Source organism: Streptomyces sp. NRRL S-455, assembly GCF_000717875.1.
In the GTDB taxonomy this organism is placed as follows: domain Bacteria; phylum Actinomycetota; class Actinomycetes; order Streptomycetales; family Streptomycetaceae; genus Streptomyces.
The window spans coordinates 276,251-295,457 of the sequence record NZ_JOCT01000001.1 but is presented as its reverse complement, the minus strand read 5'-3'; the positions used below and the strand labels follow the sequence as shown (position 1 = coordinate 295,457).

General features: G+C 70.4%; 17 protein-coding genes and 1 pseudogene. 11 read left to right on the top strand and 7 right to left on the bottom strand.

Annotation, left to right across the window (positions count from 1 at the left end):
• Positions 1-88 precede the first annotated feature (88 nt).
• The 5 genes from IE97_RS0101290 (at position 89) to IE97_RS0101270 (ending at position 6,075) form a co-directional block, all read left to right on the top strand.
• Positions 89-1,117: a LacI family DNA-binding transcriptional regulator gene (locus IE97_RS0101290; RefSeq protein WP_030147288.1), complete on the top strand. Its 1,029-nt coding sequence runs from the start codon at positions 89-91 to the stop codon at positions 1,115-1,117.
• A gap of 136 nt (positions 1,118-1,253) precedes the next feature.
• On the top strand, positions 1,254-2,495 hold the full coding sequence (locus IE97_RS0101285; RefSeq protein WP_030147287.1) for a sugar ABC transporter substrate-binding protein: 1,242 nt from the start codon (positions 1,254-1,256) through the stop codon (positions 2,493-2,495).
• A 31-nt stretch (positions 2,496-2,526) separates the two neighbouring features.
• Positions 2,527-3,471: a carbohydrate ABC transporter permease gene (locus IE97_RS0101280; RefSeq protein WP_078603036.1), complete on the top strand. Its 945-nt coding sequence runs from the start codon at positions 2,527-2,529 to the stop codon at positions 3,469-3,471.
• Positions 3,468-4,292, top strand: coding sequence for a carbohydrate ABC transporter permease (locus tag IE97_RS0101275; protein WP_030147285.1), 825 nt, complete (start codon positions 3,468-3,470; stop codon positions 4,290-4,292). The genes IE97_RS0101280 and IE97_RS0101275 overlap by 4 nt, the downstream gene beginning before the upstream one ends.
• 43 nt (positions 4,293-4,335) lie before the next feature.
• Entirely contained in the window at positions 4,336-6,075 is a 1,740-nt protein-coding gene (locus IE97_RS0101270; RefSeq protein WP_030147284.1) for an amylo-alpha-1,6-glucosidase, read from the top strand.
• A gap of 25 nt (positions 6,076-6,100) precedes the next feature.
• Here IE97_RS0101270 and IE97_RS0101265 read toward each other — a convergent pair whose 3' ends face one another.
• The 5 genes from IE97_RS0101265 to IE97_RS0101245 form a co-directional block, all read right to left on the bottom strand.
• Positions 6,101-7,051 carry a pirin family protein gene (locus IE97_RS0101265; protein ID WP_030147283.1) on the bottom strand — a complete coding sequence of 317 codons (951 nt, stop codon included), beginning with the start codon at positions 7,049-7,051 and terminating at the stop codon, positions 6,101-6,103.
• Between the two features lie 123 nt (positions 7,052-7,174).
• On the bottom strand, positions 7,175-9,472 hold the full coding sequence (gene secD, locus IE97_RS0101260; protein ID WP_030147282.1) for a protein translocase subunit SecD: 2,298 nt from the start codon (positions 9,470-9,472) through the stop codon (positions 7,175-7,177).
• Between the two features lie 75 nt (positions 9,473-9,547).
• A complete protein-coding gene (locus IE97_RS0101255; protein ID WP_030147281.1) occupies positions 9,548-9,946 on the bottom strand; it encodes a hypothetical protein in 399 nt (132 codons plus the stop codon).
• On the bottom strand, positions 9,943-10,626 hold the full coding sequence (locus IE97_RS0101250; protein WP_030147280.1) for a response regulator: 684 nt from the start codon (positions 10,624-10,626) through the stop codon (positions 9,943-9,945). The genes IE97_RS0101255 and IE97_RS0101250 overlap by 4 nt, the downstream gene beginning before the upstream one ends.
• Positions 10,619-11,581 (bottom strand): sensor histidine kinase, encoded by a 963-nt coding sequence (locus IE97_RS0101245; protein WP_030147279.1) that lies wholly within the window; start codon positions 11,579-11,581, stop codon positions 10,619-10,621. Before IE97_RS0101245 ends, IE97_RS0101250 begins: the two co-directional genes overlap by 8 nt.
• A 348-nt stretch (positions 11,582-11,929) precedes the next feature.
• On the opposite strand from IE97_RS0101245, the gene IE97_RS0101240 reads away from it, so the two are divergent.
• Entirely contained in the window at positions 11,930-12,241 is a 312-nt protein-coding gene (locus IE97_RS0101240) for a TraR/DksA family transcriptional regulator (protein WP_030147278.1), read from the top strand.
• A 46-nt stretch (positions 12,242-12,287) separates the two neighbouring features.
• Positions 12,288-12,653: pseudogene (locus IE97_RS0101235) on the top strand (TraR/DksA family transcriptional regulator); the annotation flags it as partial.
• A 76-nt stretch (positions 12,654-12,729) separates the two neighbouring features.
• Here the strand turns inward: IE97_RS0101235 and IE97_RS0101230 are convergent.
• Both IE97_RS0101230 and IE97_RS0101225 read right to left on the bottom strand, forming a co-directional pair.
• Positions 12,730-12,924, bottom strand: coding sequence for a hypothetical protein (locus tag IE97_RS0101230; RefSeq protein WP_030953482.1), 195 nt, complete (start codon positions 12,922-12,924; stop codon positions 12,730-12,732).
• 29 nt (positions 12,925-12,953) lie between these two features.
• Complete coding sequence (locus tag IE97_RS0101225; protein ID WP_030147275.1) at positions 12,954-13,286, bottom strand: DUF952 domain-containing protein; 333 nt, start codon at positions 13,284-13,286, stop codon at positions 12,954-12,956.
• Between the two features lie 175 nt (positions 13,287-13,461).
• Here IE97_RS0101225 and IE97_RS0101220 point away from each other — a divergent pair, with 175 nt between their 5' ends.
• The 4 genes from IE97_RS0101220 to IE97_RS0101205 are packed head-to-tail and all read left to right on the top strand — an operon-like array spanning position 13,462 to position 19,198.
• The gene (locus tag IE97_RS0101220; protein WP_030147274.1) at positions 13,462-14,745 is read left to right on the top strand and encodes an ABC transporter substrate-binding protein; all 1,284 of its coding nucleotides are present in this window, start codon (positions 13,462-13,464) and stop codon (positions 14,743-14,745) included.
• Positions 14,746-14,751: 6 nt separating this feature from the next.
• Positions 14,752-15,702: a carbohydrate ABC transporter permease gene (locus tag IE97_RS0101215; RefSeq protein WP_078603034.1), complete on the top strand. Its 951-nt coding sequence runs from the start codon at positions 14,752-14,754 to the stop codon at positions 15,700-15,702.
• Complete coding sequence (locus IE97_RS0101210) at positions 15,702-16,637, top strand: carbohydrate ABC transporter permease (protein ID WP_030147272.1); 936 nt, start codon at positions 15,702-15,704, stop codon at positions 16,635-16,637. Before IE97_RS0101215 ends, IE97_RS0101210 begins: the two co-directional genes overlap by 1 nt.
• A complete protein-coding gene (locus IE97_RS0101205; protein WP_030147271.1) occupies positions 16,634-19,198 on the top strand; it encodes a beta-galactosidase in 2,565 nt (854 codons plus the stop codon). The genes IE97_RS0101210 and IE97_RS0101205 overlap by 4 nt, the downstream gene beginning before the upstream one ends.
• Positions 19,199-19,207 lie beyond the last annotated feature (9 nt).

Here is a 19,207-nt window from a genome sequence, read left to right as displayed (position 1 = left end):
GTCAGCTCCTACTTTCCCTTCACGCGAACCGGTTCGACGAGGTCGGACGAACTCGATGGACTCGAACGAACTCGATGAAGGAGTGCCCGTGAACATCGGTGAGATCGCCAAGCGGGCCGGTGTCTCGCGGAGCACCGTGTCGTACGCGCTGAGCGGCAAGCGCCCGGTGTCGGAGGAGACCCGCGAGAAGATCCAGCGAGTCATCGACGACCTGGGCTACCGGCCCAACGCCAGCGCACGGGCCCTGGCCAACGGCCGTACCAGCACCCTCGGTTTGGTCTTCCCGCCCGCCGGCGATCACTACACCGGGATGCAACTCGACTTCATCGGCAGCGTGGTGGAGGCGGCGGCCGCCTACGACTACGACGTACTGCTCTCCCCGAGCGGCGTGGACAGCGACCGCTCGTTCCAGCGGCTGCTGGGGGAGCGCCGCGTCGACGGCGCGATCCTGATGGAGATCAGACTCCACGACGACCGGGTCGAGCACCTCCTCGCGGAGAACTTCCCCTCCGTCTGCATCGGCCGCACCGCGCGGCCGGAGAACGACTGGTGGGTCGGCCTCGACCACACCGCGCTGACCGCGGCCTGTGTCCACCACCTCGCGGACCTGGGCCACCGCAGGATCGCCTTCGTCAACCGCCCCGAACGGCTCCTGCGCGCCGGGTACGAATCCGCGCACCGGGGGCTCGACGGCTTCACCAAGGCCGCCGCGGAGCGCGGACTCACCGTCCGTACGTACACCTGCGGGGACGACGCACCCTCGGGGCAGGCCTGCCTGGAGCGGATCCTGCACGACGACCCCGCCACCACGGCCCTCGTCACACTGAACGAGGCCGCGCTGGGAGGCCTCTACCGGGGCCTGGCCCACGCGGGTCGCCATGTGCCGCGCGACTTCTCGGTCACCGGCGTTGTCGCGGCCCGGTGGGCCGAGACGGTGACCCCGCAGCTCACGGCGGCCGACGTGCCGGCGGCGGAGCTGGGGAGGCTGGCCGTCGAACTGCTCGTCGAGCGGCTCGACCAGCCGGAGGCACCGCCCCGCCATCAGTTGCTCGCTCCGCCGATCTCCCTTCGTGCCAGCACCGGGCCCGTGAGTCCGGACCCCGACCCGAATACCTGACCGGCTGTTCCTGTCCGAGTCGCGCCTGTCCCCGCCGGGACGTTCACGCCCTGCCGCCCGTGGGCTTGGCATGCCCATGTTCGTATTCGCCCTCATGTCCATGCAAGCGAGACCGGACCCTCTTGAAGGACACCCCATGAACAGACCCACCGGACGCCGTCTCACCGTCACCGCCATGACCCTCGCCGGCCTCGTCGTCGGGGCCACCGCGTGCTCCTCCGGCGGCACCTCGTCCACGCAGGCCGCGGACAGCGGCAGCTACACCGTCTGGGACCCGTACCCGCAGTTCGCCAAGGACTCGGCGTGGGTGAAGCTGCTGGACGGCTGCGGCAGCAAGGCCGGGGTCAAGATCAAGCGGACGGCCTTCGACACCAGCGACCTGACGAACAAGGTCCTGCTGGCCGCACAGCAGGACAACGCCCCGGACGTCCTCATCCTCGACAACCCGGTGGTTTCGACGCTCGCCGAGTCCGGCGCGCTGACCACGACCGACGAGAACAAGGTGGACACCTCGAAGGTGGACGCCAATCTGCTCGCGGCCGGTCAGGCGGGCGGGAAGACGTACGGCACACCGATCGGCGCCAACACCCTCGCGCTCTACTACAACAAGGACGTCCTGAAGGAGGCCGGGGTCGACATCGCCTCGGTCAAGGACTGGAAGTCGCTGACAGCGGCGCTGGAGAAGGTGAAGAAGGCCGGCAAGAAGGGCATCACCTTCTCGGCGATCGGAACGGAGGAGGGCAGCTTCCAGTTCCTGCCGTGGTTCTGGGGTTCGGGGGCCGAGCTGACCCGGCTCGACTCCGCCCAGGCCGTGGCGGCCCTGTCCCTGTGGAGCGACTGGCTCAAGAAGGGCTACGCCCCCAACTCGGTCATCAACAACACCCAGACCACCAGCTGGCAGGAGTTCGCGAGCGGAGAGTACGCGTTCGCCGAGAACGGCACCTGGCAGCTCGCCAACGCGGAGAAGGCCGGCTTCGACCACGGCGTCCTGCCCATCCCCGGCGCCGACGGAGGCAGCGCGGCGGCCCCGACCGGCGGCGAGTTCGTCACCGTCCCGGTCCAGGGCGACACCGGCCGGTACGCCACCACCCGGAAGCTGGTCTCCTGCCTGACCAGCGCCGAGAACCTCTACGACACCGACACCACACTCTCCTACGTGGCCCCCACCGGCGAGGTCCAGGACAAGCAGACGGCGGAGAAGCCCGAGTTGAAGCCATGGGTCGACGCGGTCAAGGCGGCCAAGGGCCGTACCAGCGACGACCTCGGCACCAAGTACCCCAAGATCTCGGAGCAGATGTGGAAGGCGGTCCAGTCCGCCCTCAGCGGGTCCACATCGCCGAAGGACGCGCTCACCGCGGCACAGGACGCCGTCAAGTAACCGTCAGGCAACCGCGACCCGGAACCCGTTGATGAATCCTGCGACACACCAGCCGGACCGCCCACGCCCCGCCGCACAGCTGGGGGTCCCCCCGGGCGAAGCCCGGGGGAGGGCCGCCTGGGCCTTCCTCGCACCGGTGACCCTCTACCTGATCCTGTTCTACGCCTACCCGCTCTACCGCAACGTCGACCTGAGCCTGCGCGACTACACCGTCCGCTCCTTCGTCCAGGGCAACGCGCCGTTCACCGGACTGGAGAACTACCAGAAGGTCCTCGACGACCCGGCCTTCGGTCCGGCACTGACGCACACCATCGTGTTCACCGCCGTGTGCCTCGCCTTCCAGTACGCCATCGGCCTGGCCCTGGCGGTCTTCTTCAACCAGCACTTCCGGCTGTCGGCCACGCTGCGGGCCCTGTTCCTGGTGCCCTGGCTGCTGCCGCTGATCGTGTCGGCCTCCACGTGGTCGTGGATGCTCAACAGCGACTCCGGTGTCGTCAACGCCCTGCTGAGCGCCTTCGGTGCCGACCCGGTGAACTGGCTGACCTCCCCGTCCTGGTCGCTGACCTCGGTGATCATCGCCAACATCTGGATCGGCGTCCCGTTCAACCTGGTACTGCTCCACAGCGGTCTGCAGTCGATACCCCGCAGCCTGTACGAGGCGGCCGCCCTCGACGGTGCGAACGCCTGGCAGCGCTTCTGGCGCGTCACCTTCCCGCTGCTGCGTCCGGTCTCCGCCGTCACCCTGCTGCTCGGTCTGGTCTACACGCTCAAGGTCTTCGACATCATCTGGATCATGACCAAGGGCGGCCCGGCGGACTCCTCCACCACCTTCGCCACCTGGTCCTACCGGCTCGGCTTCGGCAACCTGCTGCCCGCCTTCGGACCCGGCGCGGCCGTCGGCAACCTGCTCGTCGTCGCGGCACTGGTCTTCGGGCTGGTGTACCTGAGGGTCCAGCGAAAGCAGGCACTGTCATGAACCGAGCCTCAGGCCGTACCTGGTGGAAAACGGCCGTCGGTCTGCTCCTGACCGCGGTCATGCTCTTTCCGGTCTACTGGATGCTCAACGTCTCCTTCACCCGCGATCAGGACATGCGCAAATCGCCGCCTGACTGGTTCCCCGTCCACGGCACCCTGGACGGCTACCGTGCCGTCCTCGACCAGCAACTGCCCTACCTCGCCACCAGCCTGCTCATCGGCCTGGGCACGGTCGTGCTGACGGTCGCGCTCGCCGCGCCCGCCGGCTACGCCCTGGCGAAACTGCGCCCACGCGGCGGCGGGGTGCTCGGCTTCCTCCTCCTGGTCGCCCAGATGATCCCCGGCATCATCATGGCGATGGGCTTCTACGCCATCTACCTCCAGCTCGGCCTGCTCCAGTCCGTGCCCGGCCTGATCGTCGCCGACTCCACTCTGGCCGTCCCGTTCGCGGTGCTGATCTTCACCGCGTTCATGTCCGGCATCCCCGGAGAACTGCTCCAGGCCGCGCAGGTGGACGGGGCGAGGGCCCTGCGCACCTTCTGGTCCGTCGTGCTCCCCATGAGCCGCAACGCCGTCGTCACGGTGTCGCTGTTCGCGTTCCTGTGGTCCTGGTCCGACTTCGTCTTCGCCAGCACCCTCGCGGGCGGCGGCGCCCACGAGCCGATCACGCTCGGCATCTACCACTACATCGGCAACAACAACCAGGAGTGGAACGCCATCATGGCGACCGCCGTCGTGGCCTCGCTGCCCGCCACGGTGATCCTCGTCCTCGCCCAGCGCTACGTCGCCGCCGGCGTCACGGCCGGGGCCGTCAAGGACTGAGCCGCTCGCCGACCACCAACGCCCAAGAAACGAGTACTCCTTGATGACCGCCGCCGGCCCGGCCTTCTCCGTCCACGACATCCCCTTCAGCACGCACGGCTCCTGGTTCGACCTCTCGCCCGTGGTGGGGGAGAAGACCTACGCCGACGACCTCCACCTGGTCTCCCACCAGAACGGCATGCACGCCGTCCTGCGCCTCGTGCCCCTCGACCCGGCGACGGGCGACCGGGCCGAGACCCGGGTCGAGACGACACCAGGTCTGCTCACCTGGGCTCACCCGGGCGGGAGCGTCGGCTGCGCCTACGAGTCCCCGGACACCGTCCGCCTGCGGGGCGAGGGGCTGGGGCTGCGCATCGCCGCGGCCGCGGACGCCCTCACCCCCTTCACGGGCACCTACTTCCACCGCGACCCGGTGGCCGGCGCGTACGTCTTCACCTCGTACGAGACCGGCCGCCGCTACCGGATCACCCTGCTGTCCGGTTCCCTCGCCGAGGTGTCCGGCAGCCAGGCCCTCGGCAGCGGCGACCGCGGCCTCACGATCACCGCGGACAGAGACGGGGCCTGGGAAGCGGCCGTGGAGGAACTGGACAGCGCACGGCGCCCCTACGCCTCCTCACAGACCTTCGGTGATGTGGTGACGTCCGCGGAGCGTGCCTTCACCGCCTTCGCCGACGCGGTGGCCCCCTGGCGCTCGCCCGGCACGCCGGCCGCCGAACTCGCCGTGTACGTCCTGTGGTCGGCGACGGTCCGCCCCGCGGCCCTGGTCACCCGGCCCGCGGTGCTGATGTCCAAGCACTGGATGGACAAGGTCTGGAGCTGGGACCACTGCTTCAACGCCCTCGCCCTGGCACGCGGAGTACCCGCGCTGGCCCGGGACCAGTTCTCGCTGCCCTTCGACCACCAGGACGAGAGCGGGGCCCTGCCCGACTCGGTGACCCACTCGGAGGTCCTCCACAACTTCGTCAAACCCCCCATCCACGGCTGGACCCTGAGCCACCTGCGCCGAAGACTCCCCGGCCCCCTCGACCGGACGGAACTCAGCGAGATCTACCGCCGTCTGGAACGCTGGACGGACTTCTGGCTCACCATGCGCCGCGCACCCGGCTCCGCCCTGCCCCACTACCAGCACGGCAACGACAGCGGCTGGGACAACGCCACCACCTTCGACCCCGAGCGCCTGATCGTCACCGCCGACCTGGCCGCGTTCCTCGTACTCCAGCTCCAGGAACTCGCGTCCCTGGCGGCTGAACTGGGCCTTCCCGAGGACGCCCGCCGCTGGACGCGCACCGCCTCGGCCACCCGGGCCGCCATGCTCGACGAGCTGTGGACGGGAGAGCGGTTCGTCGCCCGCGGCGTCGAGACCTCGCGGACCTGGAGCACCGCGAGCCTGCTGGACCTCATGCCGATGGTGCTCGGCGAGCATCTGCCCGAGAACGTCTCGGCCGCGCTGGCGACACGCATCGAGGCCCATCTGACCCCGCACGGACTGGCGACCGAACTGCCCGCCTCACCCCACTACCGCCCGGACGGCTACTGGCGGGGCCCGATCTGGGCGCCCGCCACCGTCCTCATCGAGGACGGGCTGCGCCGCGGCGGCCACGTCCGCCTCGCCGACGAGATCAGCGCCCGCTTCCGCACCCTGTGCGAAACCCACGGCTTCGCGGAGAACTTCGACGCCCTCACGGGCAAGGGCCTGCGCGACCGGGCCTACACCTGGACCGCCGCCGGCTACCTCCTCCTGGCGGAGGCACACGCCCTCCGCGCGTTTCCGCCTCGGGACTGATCCGCCCCGTACGACCCCGGGCGTCTCAGTCCTCCGCGGTCCGGTGCCAGAAGGGGGCCGTGGCGGGAATGAGGGGCAGAGAAGACGCCACGCGGCCGAAACGGTCGTCCTGCCGGGCCCAGGAGGCATAGGCGGCGTCGATCTCCTCGCGGCTCCGGCCCACGAAGTTCCACCACATGAGGATCGGCTCAGGGAAGGGCTCGCCGCCCAGAAGCATGACCCGGGCAGGTTCCCGCACGCCGAGGGAGAGTTCGTCCCGCCCTTCGCCGAGGTAACCGAGCCGGCCGGGGGCGAGGGCCTGCCCGTGGACGTCGACGACACCCCGCAGGACGACGAGGGCGTACTCCCAGTCGGGCCGCAGTGGCACCGTGGCCGGTCCACGCAGGTCCAGCTCGGCGCCGACCAGCGGAGAGTCCTGACGGGCAGGGCTGGTCAGGCCCGCGAAGCCGCCGATCAGGACGGTCGCGGCGCCGGCTCCACCGTTGAGGTCCGCCTGTGGCAGCTCCGCGTGGTGCTCGAAGGCCGGTGCACCATGCCGGGTGTGCTCCGGAAGGGCGGTCCACAACTGGATGCCCTCCAGGGTGCCGTGGTAATGGCCGGTGGCCTCCTCCGCGTGGGCGATGGCATGGCCGGAGGTCATCAGGTTGAGCTGGCCGGGCTTGATGACCTGTTCGGAGCCCAGACTGTCGCGGTGGAGGACCTGGCCGTCGGTCAGCCAGGTGACGGTCTGCAGGCCGATGTGGGGGTGCGGGCCGATGTCCAGGCCGCTGTTCTCGGTGACGTCGGCCGGCCCCATGTGGTCGGCGAAGCACCAGGCGCCCACCGTCCGGCGGCCCCGGCGGGGCAGGGCCCGGCGTACCCGCACCGCCCCGACGGTCGCCTCACGGCTGTCACTCACCTCCAGGCAGGGCGGGGCCGGATGGCCGGTGTCGGGCTGATCGGCGGGCGCGTCGACAGTGCTGACCGGTCCGCTCATCACAAGCCCTCTTTCCGTGTCGCTGTCCGCATACCTCAAGGATCGGTCCCCGGTGGGTGGGGCGACACCCGGCAGGAATCCGAGCCCGCGTCCATCTGGCCTACCTCGTGCCCAACGGCATGATCAGTGTTCTGACCGGCCGGAACGGCCAGTCGGAACCGCCCCCGCACCCTCCGGCCCACTGACGCGCCGCCGGCCGCTCGGTCTGCCCCGGTCGCCGCGCCGGTCGAGCTCCACGGCCACCGGAACAGCGGTGAAGACGGACGAGTACGTGCCGACGGCCAGGCCGATGAGCAGGGCCAGGGCGAAGTCGGTGAGGGAGGACCCGCCGAGCACGGCGAGGGCGGTGAGGACGAAGGCGGCGCCCATGCCGGTGTTCACGGTGCGGGGCAGGGTCTGCAGGATCGCCTGGTCGGCGACGCCGGGAAGCGGCGCCCCGGGGGACCTGCGGGCCAGTTCCCTGACGCGGTCGAAGAGGACCACGGAGTCATTGACCGAGTAGCCGATGACGGTGAGCAGGGCCGCGAGGAACACGCCGTCGATGGACTTGCCGAGCCAGGCGAAGACCCCGACCAGGATGACCACGTCGTGGGCGAGGGCCGCGACCGAGGCGGCGCCGAACACCCAGCGGAAGCGCGCGGCGAGGTAGACGAGCTGCGCTCCGAGGGCCACGGTCAGCGCGATCAGGGCGCCACGGCGCAGTTCCTCGCCGAGGCTGGGGCCGATCAGTTCGTCGCGGACCTTGTCCACGCCGTCGGCCAGTTCGCGCACGGTGCCGGTGACCTCGGCCTCCTCGGCGTTGGTCAGTGGGTCGGTGCGCACGGTCAGGCCCGTGTCCCCGGAGGACTGCACGACGGCTCGGGGGAATCCGGCATCGGCGAGGGCGGAGCGGACCCGTTCGGGGTCGGCGGGGGTGCTCGTCGCGTACTCGATGAGGCGGCCACCGGTGAACTCCACGCCCAGGTCGACGCCGCGCACGGCGATGCCCGAGCCGGCCAGGACCAACACGGCGGCGGACGTGGCCAGCCAGCGGCGCGGGCGGCGCATCAGCCGGGGGTCGCGGCGGGTGAGGCGGTCACGGACCGGGCCCGTGGTCGCGATGCCGGTGAGGCGGGGGCGGCGGCGTACCCGGGGGCGGCCCGCGGCGAACTCGGCGAGCACGCGGGTGATCACCAGGGCGCTGAACATGGAGGCGAGCACGCCGATGCCGAGGGTGACGCCGAAGCCCCGCACGGGCCCGGAGGCGAGGAAGAACAGCAGGACCGCCGCGATCAGCGTGGTGACGTTGGAGTCGGCGACGGCGCTGAAGGCGTTGCGGAAACCGGCTGCCAGCGCCGAGCGGGTGCTGGGGCGGCGGCGGGCCGCGTACTCCTCGCGGGCTCGTTCGAAGACCAGCACGTTGGCGTCCACGGCCATGCCGACGGCCAGGACGAAGCCGGCCAGACCCGGCAGGGTCAGGGTCGCGCCGAGCGCGGCCAGCGCAGCGTAGGAGACGAGGCCGTAGCAGGCCAGGGCGACAACGGCCAGGGTGCCCATCAAGCGGTAGACGACGATGATGAACAGCGAGGTCAGCATGGTGCCGATGGCCGCGGCCCAGGCGCCGGCGGTGATGGCCTGCGCGCCCAGGGTCGCCCCGACTGTGCGTTGTTCGACGGTCTCGACGGGGACGGGCAGGGCGCCGCCGTTGATGAGCAGGGAGAGCTCGCGGGCTTCCTCCGGGCCGAAGGAGCCGGTGATCCGCGTGGCGCCGTCCCGGATGCCGGCCCCGCAGGCGACCGAGGGATCGACCTGGGGTGAGGAGATGACCTTCTCGTCGAGGACGATGGCGACCCGTCGTGCCGGGTCGCCCGCCTGGTGACAGGCCGCCTCACCGGTCAGCCGGGCCCAGCCGTCGCGGCCGGCGCCCTCGAAGCCGACCGTGACGTGCCATCCGCCGCCACCCTGCTGGTCGAACCGGGCGGCGGCCTCCTTGACGTGCTCGCCGGTCAGGGCCGCGCTCCCGAGGCGCAGCGGCGTTCCGGACTCGTCGGGCAGCACCCGGTCCCGGTGCCGCTCGGGGGCGCTGTCGGCGGCGCCGAGCACCGGGTGGAAGGTGAGCTGCGCGGTACGGCCCAGGACGTCGGCGGCCCGCTTCGGGTCCTGCACACCGGGCAGTTCGGCGATGATCCGCCTCTCGCCGGAGCGGACGAGGGCGGGTTCGGCGACGCCGAGCGCGTCGATACGTCCGCGCAGCACCTCCAGGGTGCGGTCGGTGGCCTCGCGGTCGGCCTCGGCGGTGGGGGTGGAACGGGTCTCCAGCACGATCTGCGTACCACCGCGCAGGTCGAGTCCCAGGCGGACCGGCACGGTCACGGCGATGTACAGCGATACGGCGAGCAGGGCGAGGGCGAGCAGCGCCCTCACCCGGGCGGAACGGGTCACAGAAGACCTCCGGCAGGCGCACCACCGGCCGCACGGGCGCGGCCGCTGGTGTCGAGGAGAGAGGAATGGGTGGAGTCAGGTGCCGGAGAGCTCAGGGGGTGCCCGTCCACGGTCGTGGGGGACATGAGGGCCCGAGGAGGGGATGTGGCCGACCGGTGCCGGGAGCCGCTCGGAGCCGGGTGGGGCGACGTCCGTGCCGTGGCCGCAGCCGGTGGCGAACTGGCCGCGGGGGGCAGGCTGCTCGCTGTGCGGCTCGTGGCGGGTTGCCGCCCGGACGGCGCAGGCGGTGTCACACCTGTCATCGGCACGCGGCCCGGTGTCCCGGTGGTGGCCCGCTGCCGCGGCCACGTCGGCGGTGGGGCCGCCCGCCGCCCCGGGCCCGGCGAGGCCGAGCGCGGCCAGCAGCGTCAGGACGACGGTCGCGAGTACCGCGACGGCGGGCGGCCGGGCGCTGCGGGGGCAGGGGGATGTCATGGTTCGATCAGGCCGGCGCGGATCGCGTAGCGGGTGAGTTCCAGGCGGTCCCGCAGGCCGAGTTTCTGCAGCAGGTTGGCGCGGTGCCGCTGGACGGTCTTGACGCTGATGAAGAGCAGGTCGGCGATCTCCTTGGAGGAGTGCCCCTCGGCCACCAGTTTGAGGACCTCTTCCTCGCGGGGGGTGAGGATCTGGTCGGAGGTCTCCTCGCCTTGACGGGCCCGGTCGAGGTAGTTGCGGATCAGCGCGGTGACCGCGCCGGGGTACAGGAAGGGCTCGTCGCGCATCGCGGCCCGGCACGCGGCGACCAGGTCCCGGTCGGCGACGGACTTCAGCACGTACCCACTGGCCCCGGCCTTGAGGGCCTGGAAGAAGTACTGCTCGTTGTCGTGCATGGTGAGCATCAGGATCCGCAGGCCCGGCTTGCGGGCGGTCAGTTCGCGGGCGGCCTGCAGTCCGGTCAGGCGGGGCATGGCGATGTCGAGTACGGCCAGGTCGACGTCGTGGGTACGGGCCAGGTCGATGGCCTCCGCGCCGTCGCCGGCCTCGGCGACCACGTGCAGGTCCGGTTGCTGGTCGAGGATGAGCCGCACACCGCGGCGGACCAGCGCGTGGTCGTCGGCGAGCAGGATGCGGATCGTGCTCGTCCCCGGCCTGGCGGTCACGGTCGTTTCAGGCATGGTCAGGACTGCTCCTGGCATGAGGCGCGGTGAGCTGAACACGGGTGCCGGTGCGGGATGCCGGGCTGATCTCGAGACTGCCGCCGATGAGCAGGGCCCGCTCTCGCATGCCCCGGATGCCGGCGCCTTCGCGTGGAGTTCTGATGCCGGAGCCGTCGTCGGTGACCGTCAGCACCACACTCTCGTCGGCGGGCCGCAGGGCGACGGTGACCCGCCGGGCGTCCGCATGGCGGGCGACGTTGGTCAGCGACTCCTGGGCGACGCGGTACAGCACCAGTTCCGCCTCCGGCGAAAGGGCGGGCAGGTCGGTGTCGAAGCGGCGGGTGACGTGCAGCCCGGTGTGGGTGGCGAAGTCCTCGGTGAGCGAGGTCAGCGCACTGACCAGTCCGAGATCGTCGAGCACGCCGGGGCGTAGCCGGCGCACCAGGCGGCGGACCTCGTCCAGGCTCTCCCGGGTGATCTCCTGCGCCTCGTGCAGCTCCGCGCGCAGCGGCGACGGGGCGTCGTCCGCCGCGCGTTTGAGACCGAGCAGGACCGCGGTCATGCTCTGTCCGACCTCGTCGTGCAGCTCCTGCGCGATGCGGCGGCGTTCGGCCTCCTGGGCCAGCAGGGCCCGGGCGCTGCTGGTGGCCCGCTCCTGCTCCAGCCGCTCCAGCATGGCGTTGAACGTGCGGATCACCTCGGCGACCTCACCGCCACCGGAGGCGGGCAGACGCTGGCCGGGGCGCAGCAGGTCCACGGTCGTCATCAGCCTCGTGAGCCGGGCCAGCGGGGACAGGCCGAGCCGCAGCAGCGCGGCGTTGGCCACCAGCATCACGGCCAGACCGCCGACCAGGATGATCGCCTCGGTGAGCAGCACCGGCACGGACACCGTCACCGGCGCCCACAGCAGCAGCGCCGTGGCCGTACCCAGCACCACGGCATTGAGGGCGAAGATCCGCCAGAACAAGGACACCGGCCCTGCGCCTCCCCTTCTCGCCTCACCTCCACTGTGCGGCCCGCCACCTGCACGATGCCGGACGCCCGAAGTGATCCTGTGGCCAGCCTGCCCTGTTCCGAGTGCCCCGTCGATGGGACCCGGACCCCATTTCCCGGGACACGCACCACCCACGGCGTCGCCCCATGGATCCCGTGGCCCGGCGTAAATGGGGCCCGCGCCCGATAGGTATCCGCCGCCGGCCCGGCCAGGGTGGGAAGCAGCAGGCCGGACGGCGGGCTGCCCGTGCATCGCCGCCGGTCAGCCCACCGTCCGGCGCCCACCCGCGCGACGCCGCGCGTGCGGTCCTCGAGAAAGGGATTGACGATGTCGCTCGATGTCACCCGCGCAGAACCTCACCTCCATGAGGCACGACAGCGCCTGGAACACGCCCGCAGCTCCCGGCTGGCACAGCTGCAGGCCCTCAACGAGACCGGACAGACCTCGGACGACCACCTGATGTCCGAGCAGAAGGCCGCGACGGAGCGGGCCCTGAAAGAGATCGAGGAAGCCTTCACCCGCATCGAGAACGGCACCTACGGAACCTGCCTGGGCTGCGACAGGCCCGTCCCGGCGGAACGGCTGGAGATCCTCCCGTACACCCGCTTCTGCGTCGCCTGCCAACGCCGCGCCACCTGACCACCGCCCGTTCCGATCTCCTGCGCCATGCCCTCAGAGGGGTGAAGTGGTGAATCACCGGACCATCAGTCAGAGCACGGCACAGCTGTCGGCCGACGACCTTGCCGCCCTGCGCGAGAACCTGCACGAGCAGCGCCTGTTCCGCAAGGAGCAGCTGCGCCGGCTCGACGGACCGGTCACCTCCCGCACCGAGGACCGGCTTCAGCAGCAGGCCGCCTCCCAGATCGAGGTTCACGTCAAGCTCGCCGCCTGCGCCCGTATGGTCCTCGCCGACGTCGCGGCAGCCCTCGCCCGCATGGACGACGGCTCCTACGGCGCCTGCCACCTGTGCCGGCGCCCCATCGACCGGGACCGGCTGATGATCGTGCCGCAGGCCCGCTACTGCGCCCGCTGCCAGCAGGTCAAGGAGGCGGTCTCGCCGGCGACGGGTTCCGAGCGACCCGAGCAGCGCTCCGCACCGGGGACGGGTGCCACGGGAGGTGGTGCGGTCAACGGGTCCTGACGAAGCAGAGCACCCGGCCTTTCTCGTCGGGCGTGGCACCCGCGCACGCCGACTCCCACCCCTCCGGGAGCGACGGCGTCGGGCCGGTCTGTTCCCGGCCGTACCGCTGCGGCCCCACCGAGTCCTGCCACCACAGGGTCAGCCCGCCCGCGGCGGCCACGAGGATCAGCCACGCCACCACGGCCCACCTCCATAACCTGCGGCGGCCGGTCACCGCCACGGCTCCACCCGCACCACCGCGTCCACCGGAATCGGGCCGTACACATGCGGGAACTTCTCGGCGCCGGGCTCCGGCGCTTCGTACTTCACCGGCACGTCCAGCCGCCCGGGGTCCACGACAAGCACCACCAACTCGTCGGGATCTTCGCAGGAGTCGTACAGGAAGGCCGCCACGGAAGGGAGTTGGCCGCGCGTCGAGCAGTGGATGAAGCCCTCCTGCGCAAGGGTGCGGCCGTGCGTGGACATCCGGTACTCGCCGTGCTCGCGGGCGGCGTCCCACAAGGAGCGCTCGGTGATATGCAGTATGTACGTCTGTTCGGCCATGGGGCCACGCTACGACCCGGCGCTCGCTCGTGTCGGATTCGTGCAGGTCGAAACTCATGGGAAGCAAGGGCTTGTAGGGAGATTTAACGAGGGTTAATTTAACCGTCACTCGAAGCCGGTCCAGGCTCCCGAGGGCTTTTCCCTGCATGTTCGCCCGTTCCCACCGAGGAGTGCCATGCCAGTAGACAAGGCCCAGATGTCGCGCCGGGGTTTCCTCGGCCTCGGAGTCGCGGCCGGGGTCGTGACACTCACCGCGTGCGGTTCCGGCAGCGGGAGTTCGAGCGGCCCGCTCGTCATGACCGTCTGGGGCGGCGACGCCGACCGCAAGACGTACCAGAAGCGCATCGACCTGCTGGTGAAGAAGTACCCGGAGCTGAAGGTCAAGCTCCAGCTGATACCCGGCGAGTCCTACCCGCAGAAGGTGCAGACGATGATCGCGGGTGGCAGCGGCCCGGACATCATGCAGGTCGCCGAGAGCGTCAACACGTACTCCAGCAAGAACCAGCTCCTGCCCCTCGACGACCTCGCGAAGAAGGCCGGTCTCGACACCGGGAAGCGGTTCGGCCCGGTCGGCTCCATCTACACGTACGAGGACAAGCTCTACGCGATCCCGGACCGCTCCGGCGCGATCACCGTGTACTACAACAAGGATCTGTACGAGAGGAAGGGCATCAAGGCGCCCACCGCCGAGTGGACCTGGGACGACGCGCTCGACGCCTTCAAGGAGCTCACCGTCCCCGGCAAGCAGTGGGGTTACACCGGCGCCGAATGGTTTCCGCAGTGGTGGAGCCTCGCGTACCAGAACGGCGGCACCATCATCGACGCGAACGGCCGCCCCGCGGTCGACAGCGACGAGGTCGTCGAGGCGCTGCAGTGGGCCGGCGACCTCGTCCACAAGCACAAGGTCGCGCCGAGCAAGGCGGACTACGCCGACATGGGCTCCGAGGTCGGCGGCGACCAGGCCTTCCCCATGCAGAAGTGCGCCACCCACGCCAACGGGTTCTGGGTCACGGCGGGCCTGACGGACGCGAAGTTCGCGTGGGACATCGCACCGATCTGGCGCGGGAAGAAGCAGGCGGTGTCCGCGTTCGGCAGCGGACTGGCCATCTCCCGGACCTGCAAGCAGCGCGACAACGCCTTCAAGGCGATCGACTTCCTCACCTCGGACGCGGCGCAGAAGCAGATCATCGACGACGGCGAGGATGTGCCGGCCAGCCTCGCGGTGCAGCAGAGCGACGCGTTCCTCAAGCCCGCGTGGATGAAGACCGACGTCAACATGGGCGCGTTCGCGGAGTCCAGCGACTTCATCTTCCGCGCGCCGTTCATCCCCGAGTGGAACGAGATGGTGTCGGCCATCGACGCCGGCCTCGCCGACTTCTGGCTCGGCAAGGAGAGCGCCAAGAAGGCGCTGACCGCCCTGCAGAAGGACCTTGAGTCCATCATCAAGTCCGCTGGATGACCAGCGATGGCGACCATCTCGAAGACGGTCTCGTCGGCGGTCCCGAAGACCGGGACGTCCTCGAAGCTGCGGCGCCGTGAGGCGCTCTGGTTCTATCTGTTCGTCTCGCCGTGGATGATCGGGTTCCTGGTCTTCCTGTTCGGACCGATGATCGCGTCGGTCTACTACTCGATGACCGACTGGGACTCGCTCACCGCGCCCGTCTGGGTCGGGTTCCAGAACTACGTCAGGCTGATCACCGACGACCCCAGGTTCTGGAAGGCGCTGTGGCACACCTTCTACTACGCGGCGGTCTCGGTCCCGCTCGGCCTGGTGCTCGGCCTGTGGCTGGCGAATCTGCTCAACAAGCAGGTACGCGCCAGGAAACTGCTGCGCACGCTGATCTATCTGCCCACCCTGGTGCCGCTCGTCGCCACGGCGATGATCTTCCGGCAGGTGCTCGCCCCGAACGGTCCGTTCAATGACGCCCTCGGCTTTCTGGGCATCTCGGGCCCGTCCTGGCTGCTCGACGGGGACTGGGCGATCCCCGCGCTGATCGTGATGTCGGCATGGAGCGCGGGCAGCGCGACGGTGCTGCTGCTGGCCGCGATGAAGGGCATCCCGAAGGAGCTGTACGAGGCGGCCGAGGTCGACGGCGCGAGCGCGGTACGGCAGTTCTGGAGCATCACGCTGCCGCACCTGACCCCGATCATCTTCTTCAACCTGATCATGGGGATGATCGGTGCCTTCCAGGTCTTCGCCCAGGTGTACATCCTGGTGCCGAAGGGCAAGCTGCCCGCGGCCTACGCCGGGGCCGAGACGATGGTGCCGTACCTCTTCGACCAGGCCTTCGGCAATTACCACATGGGGTACGCGTCGGCGATCTCCTGGCTGCTGTTCCTCGTGGTCCTCGTCTTCACGCTGATCGCGTTCCGCACCGCCCGGCGCTGGGTGTTCTACGAAACCGAGGTGAAGTGATGGCCGGCCTCCTTACTCCCCCGGCGCCGCAGCGAACGCGGGAGAAGGCCCCGCCGAGCAAGCCCCGTCGGGCAGGAAAACCCGGCACACTACGGGCGTTCCGGGCCACCCCGTTCACGTACGCGACCCTGATCGTCGTGGCGGCGATCCTCAGCATGCCGCTGGTGTTCGTCTGCTCCATCGCGCTCTCCAGCGACGCGACGGTGAACACCAACTCCTTCACCCTCTTCCCGACCGAGTTCCACTGGGAGAACTTCACCCGGGTCTTCGGCTCCGAGCTGCCGATGGGCCGCTTCCTGATCAACTCCGTGATCATCTCGCTCTGTTCGGTCGCCGGGCAGATGCTCTCCAGCGGCCTGGTCGGCTACGCCTTCGCCCGCCTGCGGGCCCCCGGCAAGAACACACTGTTTCTGATCGTCATCGCCACCATGATGATCCCGACGCAGATCACGATGATTCCGCAGTTCATCCTCTTCCGGGACCTGGGCTGGGTGAACACCTATCTGCCGCTGATCGTGCCGAACTTCTTCTCCAACGCCTTCAACGTCTTCCTGGTGCGGCAGTTCGTTTCCCGGCTGCCCAGCCAGCTCGACGAGGCGGCCATGGTCGACGGCCTCGGTTTCTTCGGCATCTACCGCCGGATCATGCTGCCGATGCTGTGGCCGGTGCTCATCGCGATCGGCATCTTCACCCTGACCTACACCTGGGGCGACTTCATGGGCCCGCTGATCTATCTGAACGACGAGTCCAAGATGCCGCTGTCGCTGGGCATCCAGTACATCACCAGCACCTCGGCAGCGGGCCAGTCACCGTCGTGGAACCTGGTGATGGTCGGCTCGATCCTGCTCGCCCTGCCCATGATCATCGTCTACTACCTTGGCCAGAAGTACCTGTACGAGATGGACATCAGCGGCGGAAGCGCAGGAGTCAAGTGAACCGTACGGAGCTCGACGAAGCCGTCCGCGTCGACGGCGAGGCGGTATGGATCGACGGCCGCCCCCGCACCCTGCTGTGCGCGTCCCTGTTCTACTTCCGGCTCCCGCGGGAGCAGTGGCGCGAGCGCCTCGCCCAGGTACGGGCCTCGGGATACACCTGTGTCGACGTCTACCTCCCCTGGAACTTCCACGAGTTGGCCCCCGGCCGCTTCTCGTTCGAGGGCCGCCGCGACGTCGCCGCCTTCCTGGACCTCGCGCGCGAGGAGGGTTTGTACGTCATCGCCCGCCCGGGGCCGTACATCTGCTCCGAGTGGGACGGCGGCGCGCTGCCCGCCTGGCTGGGCCTGGACCCGCAGGTGCGGGTCCGTCAGAACGAGCCCCGCTATCTGGAGCAGGTCACCGCGTGGTTCGACCGGGTTCTTCCGTTGCTGGCGGAGCGTCAGCACCCGGCGGGCGGTTCGGTGATCATGGTGCAGCTGGAGAACGAGCTGGACTTCTTCGACTGCGCCGACCGGACCGGGTACCTGACCCACCTGCGGGACACGGCACTCCGGCACGGGATCACCGTGCCGCTGATCGCCTGCTCCGGCCAGGGCGACCTGGCCGGCGCCACCGGGGACGCGGACGGAGTCGTGCCGGCCTGCAACTTCTACCCGGACGACGACTCCCCGCACATCGAGGCCGAGGTGCGCCGCTATGCCGCTCTGGTCGCCGAGCGCGGGGTGCCGTTGCTGGTCACCGAGACGAACCGGCGCCACCGGACGCTGCGGCGGCTGCTGGCGAGCGGCGCCAAGCTGATCGCGCCGTATCTCCAGTCGTCCGGCTGGAACTTCGGGTACACCCCGTCGAGCGGCAACTGGGGGCGCCCCGGCAACTTCATGAGCCATGGCTACGACTTCGGCGGATACGTCACATCCACCGGCGTGGCGCGGCCCGAGTATGCCGAGGCGCAGGTTCTGGCACGGGTCGTCGAGGTGTGGGGCGCCCGGCTGGCGCTCGCTGTCCCGGGGGCGGCGGACTCCGAAGTGTCCTGCGACTTCCCGACGAGTTGGGAGCCGGCCGCCCTGGACCTGCCGGGGGGTGGCCGCCTGGTGGCGGTGCCGCATCTCGGAGCGGACCCGGGCACGGCGGATGTCCGGGGCGTGCGGGTCGCGGTCGCGCCGGGATCCTGCCCCCTGATGGCTGTGGACGTACCGTTGCGGCCCTGGGGCTCGGCGGCGACTCTGACGCTGGCCTCGGCGGATCTCGTGGCGGCGGCGGACGAGGTGCTGGTGTTCTCCTCCGACGTGCCGGTCACCGTCGTGCTGGACGGGACGCGGACCGAGATCCCCGTGTCCGGCAGCGGGACCGTGGCGGGAGTCACGCTCGTCGTGCTGTCGTCGGCGGACGCCGCCCGGCTGCGGTCGCTCGACTCCGACGGCGCGGTGCACCTCGCCGACGCGCCGCAGCAGCCCGACAAGGCTGAGCGGACCGCCGTACGCGCGGTGCGGCGGCGGTCCGACGCCGCACCCGAGGAGCGGGCCGGGCTGCACGTGTTGCCGCCCGCACTGGAGTCGCTCGGGGTGTACCGGGGCCGTGGCGCCTACCGCACCACCACGGATCTGACGGACGTCGACGCGCTGCTGCTCACCGGCGCGGCCGACATCGTCGACCTGACGGTGGCGGGCCGGACGCACCCGCCGATCGCGGCGTTCGGCGCGGCACGGCGCATCGACGTGCGGAACGTGACGGGCCGTGTGGCGATCGAGGCCGTCGTGGAGATCTGGGGCCACGCGAACTTCGACGACGCCCGCCTGCCCGCGCTCCGCCTCGGCGCGCTGCGCGGCCTCGGTTCCCTCTGGAAGGTCCTGGACACCACGGATGTGTCGGCCCTGTGGACGGTGCACGGACACTGGGCCGGGGATCCCGCGCCCACCCGGGTGCTCGGGGGCTGGAGCAGCACCCGCGTCGCGGCGCCGCTCACCTACACCCGCACGGTTCACGCGCGCACCCCGTCGGCGCTGTATCTGCGCGGCATCGTCGAACCGCTGCGGGTGTGCGTCGACGACGGGGAGCCGGAGACCGTCCACACCGAGAACCCCTGGGTGCTGCTGACCGCCGGCACCCACCAGGTCTCGGTCACGCTGCCGCACCACCCGAGTGGCCCCGGCCTGCGCGCGGAGCTGCTCGCGCTCGACGCCGTACGGGACTGGTCGTGCGCGGTGCAGGACGACGAGCTGCTGACCGCGTTCGCTGCCGCCGGCTCCGGCCACACGGAGGAGGTACGGCTCCCGCTGGTGCTGAAACCGGGGGAGGAGGCATGGCTCGACGTCGATCTGCCCGCCTCGCCGGACGGATATCTGGTCCGGCTGGACGCCACGCAGGTCCGGGTGACCGGATGGGCCGGCGGGGAGTGCCTGGGGCGTGTCTGGTCCGGCGAACGGCCCGACTTCTCGGGCGGTGACCCCGACGCCTTCTGGGTACCGCCGAACTGGTCGGGCCTGACCCTGCTCGCTCAGGGCATCGAGGGGCGTGGCACGCCGGAGGTCCGTACGCTGTGGCTGGGGGGACCGGCCGACTGAGGCATCACG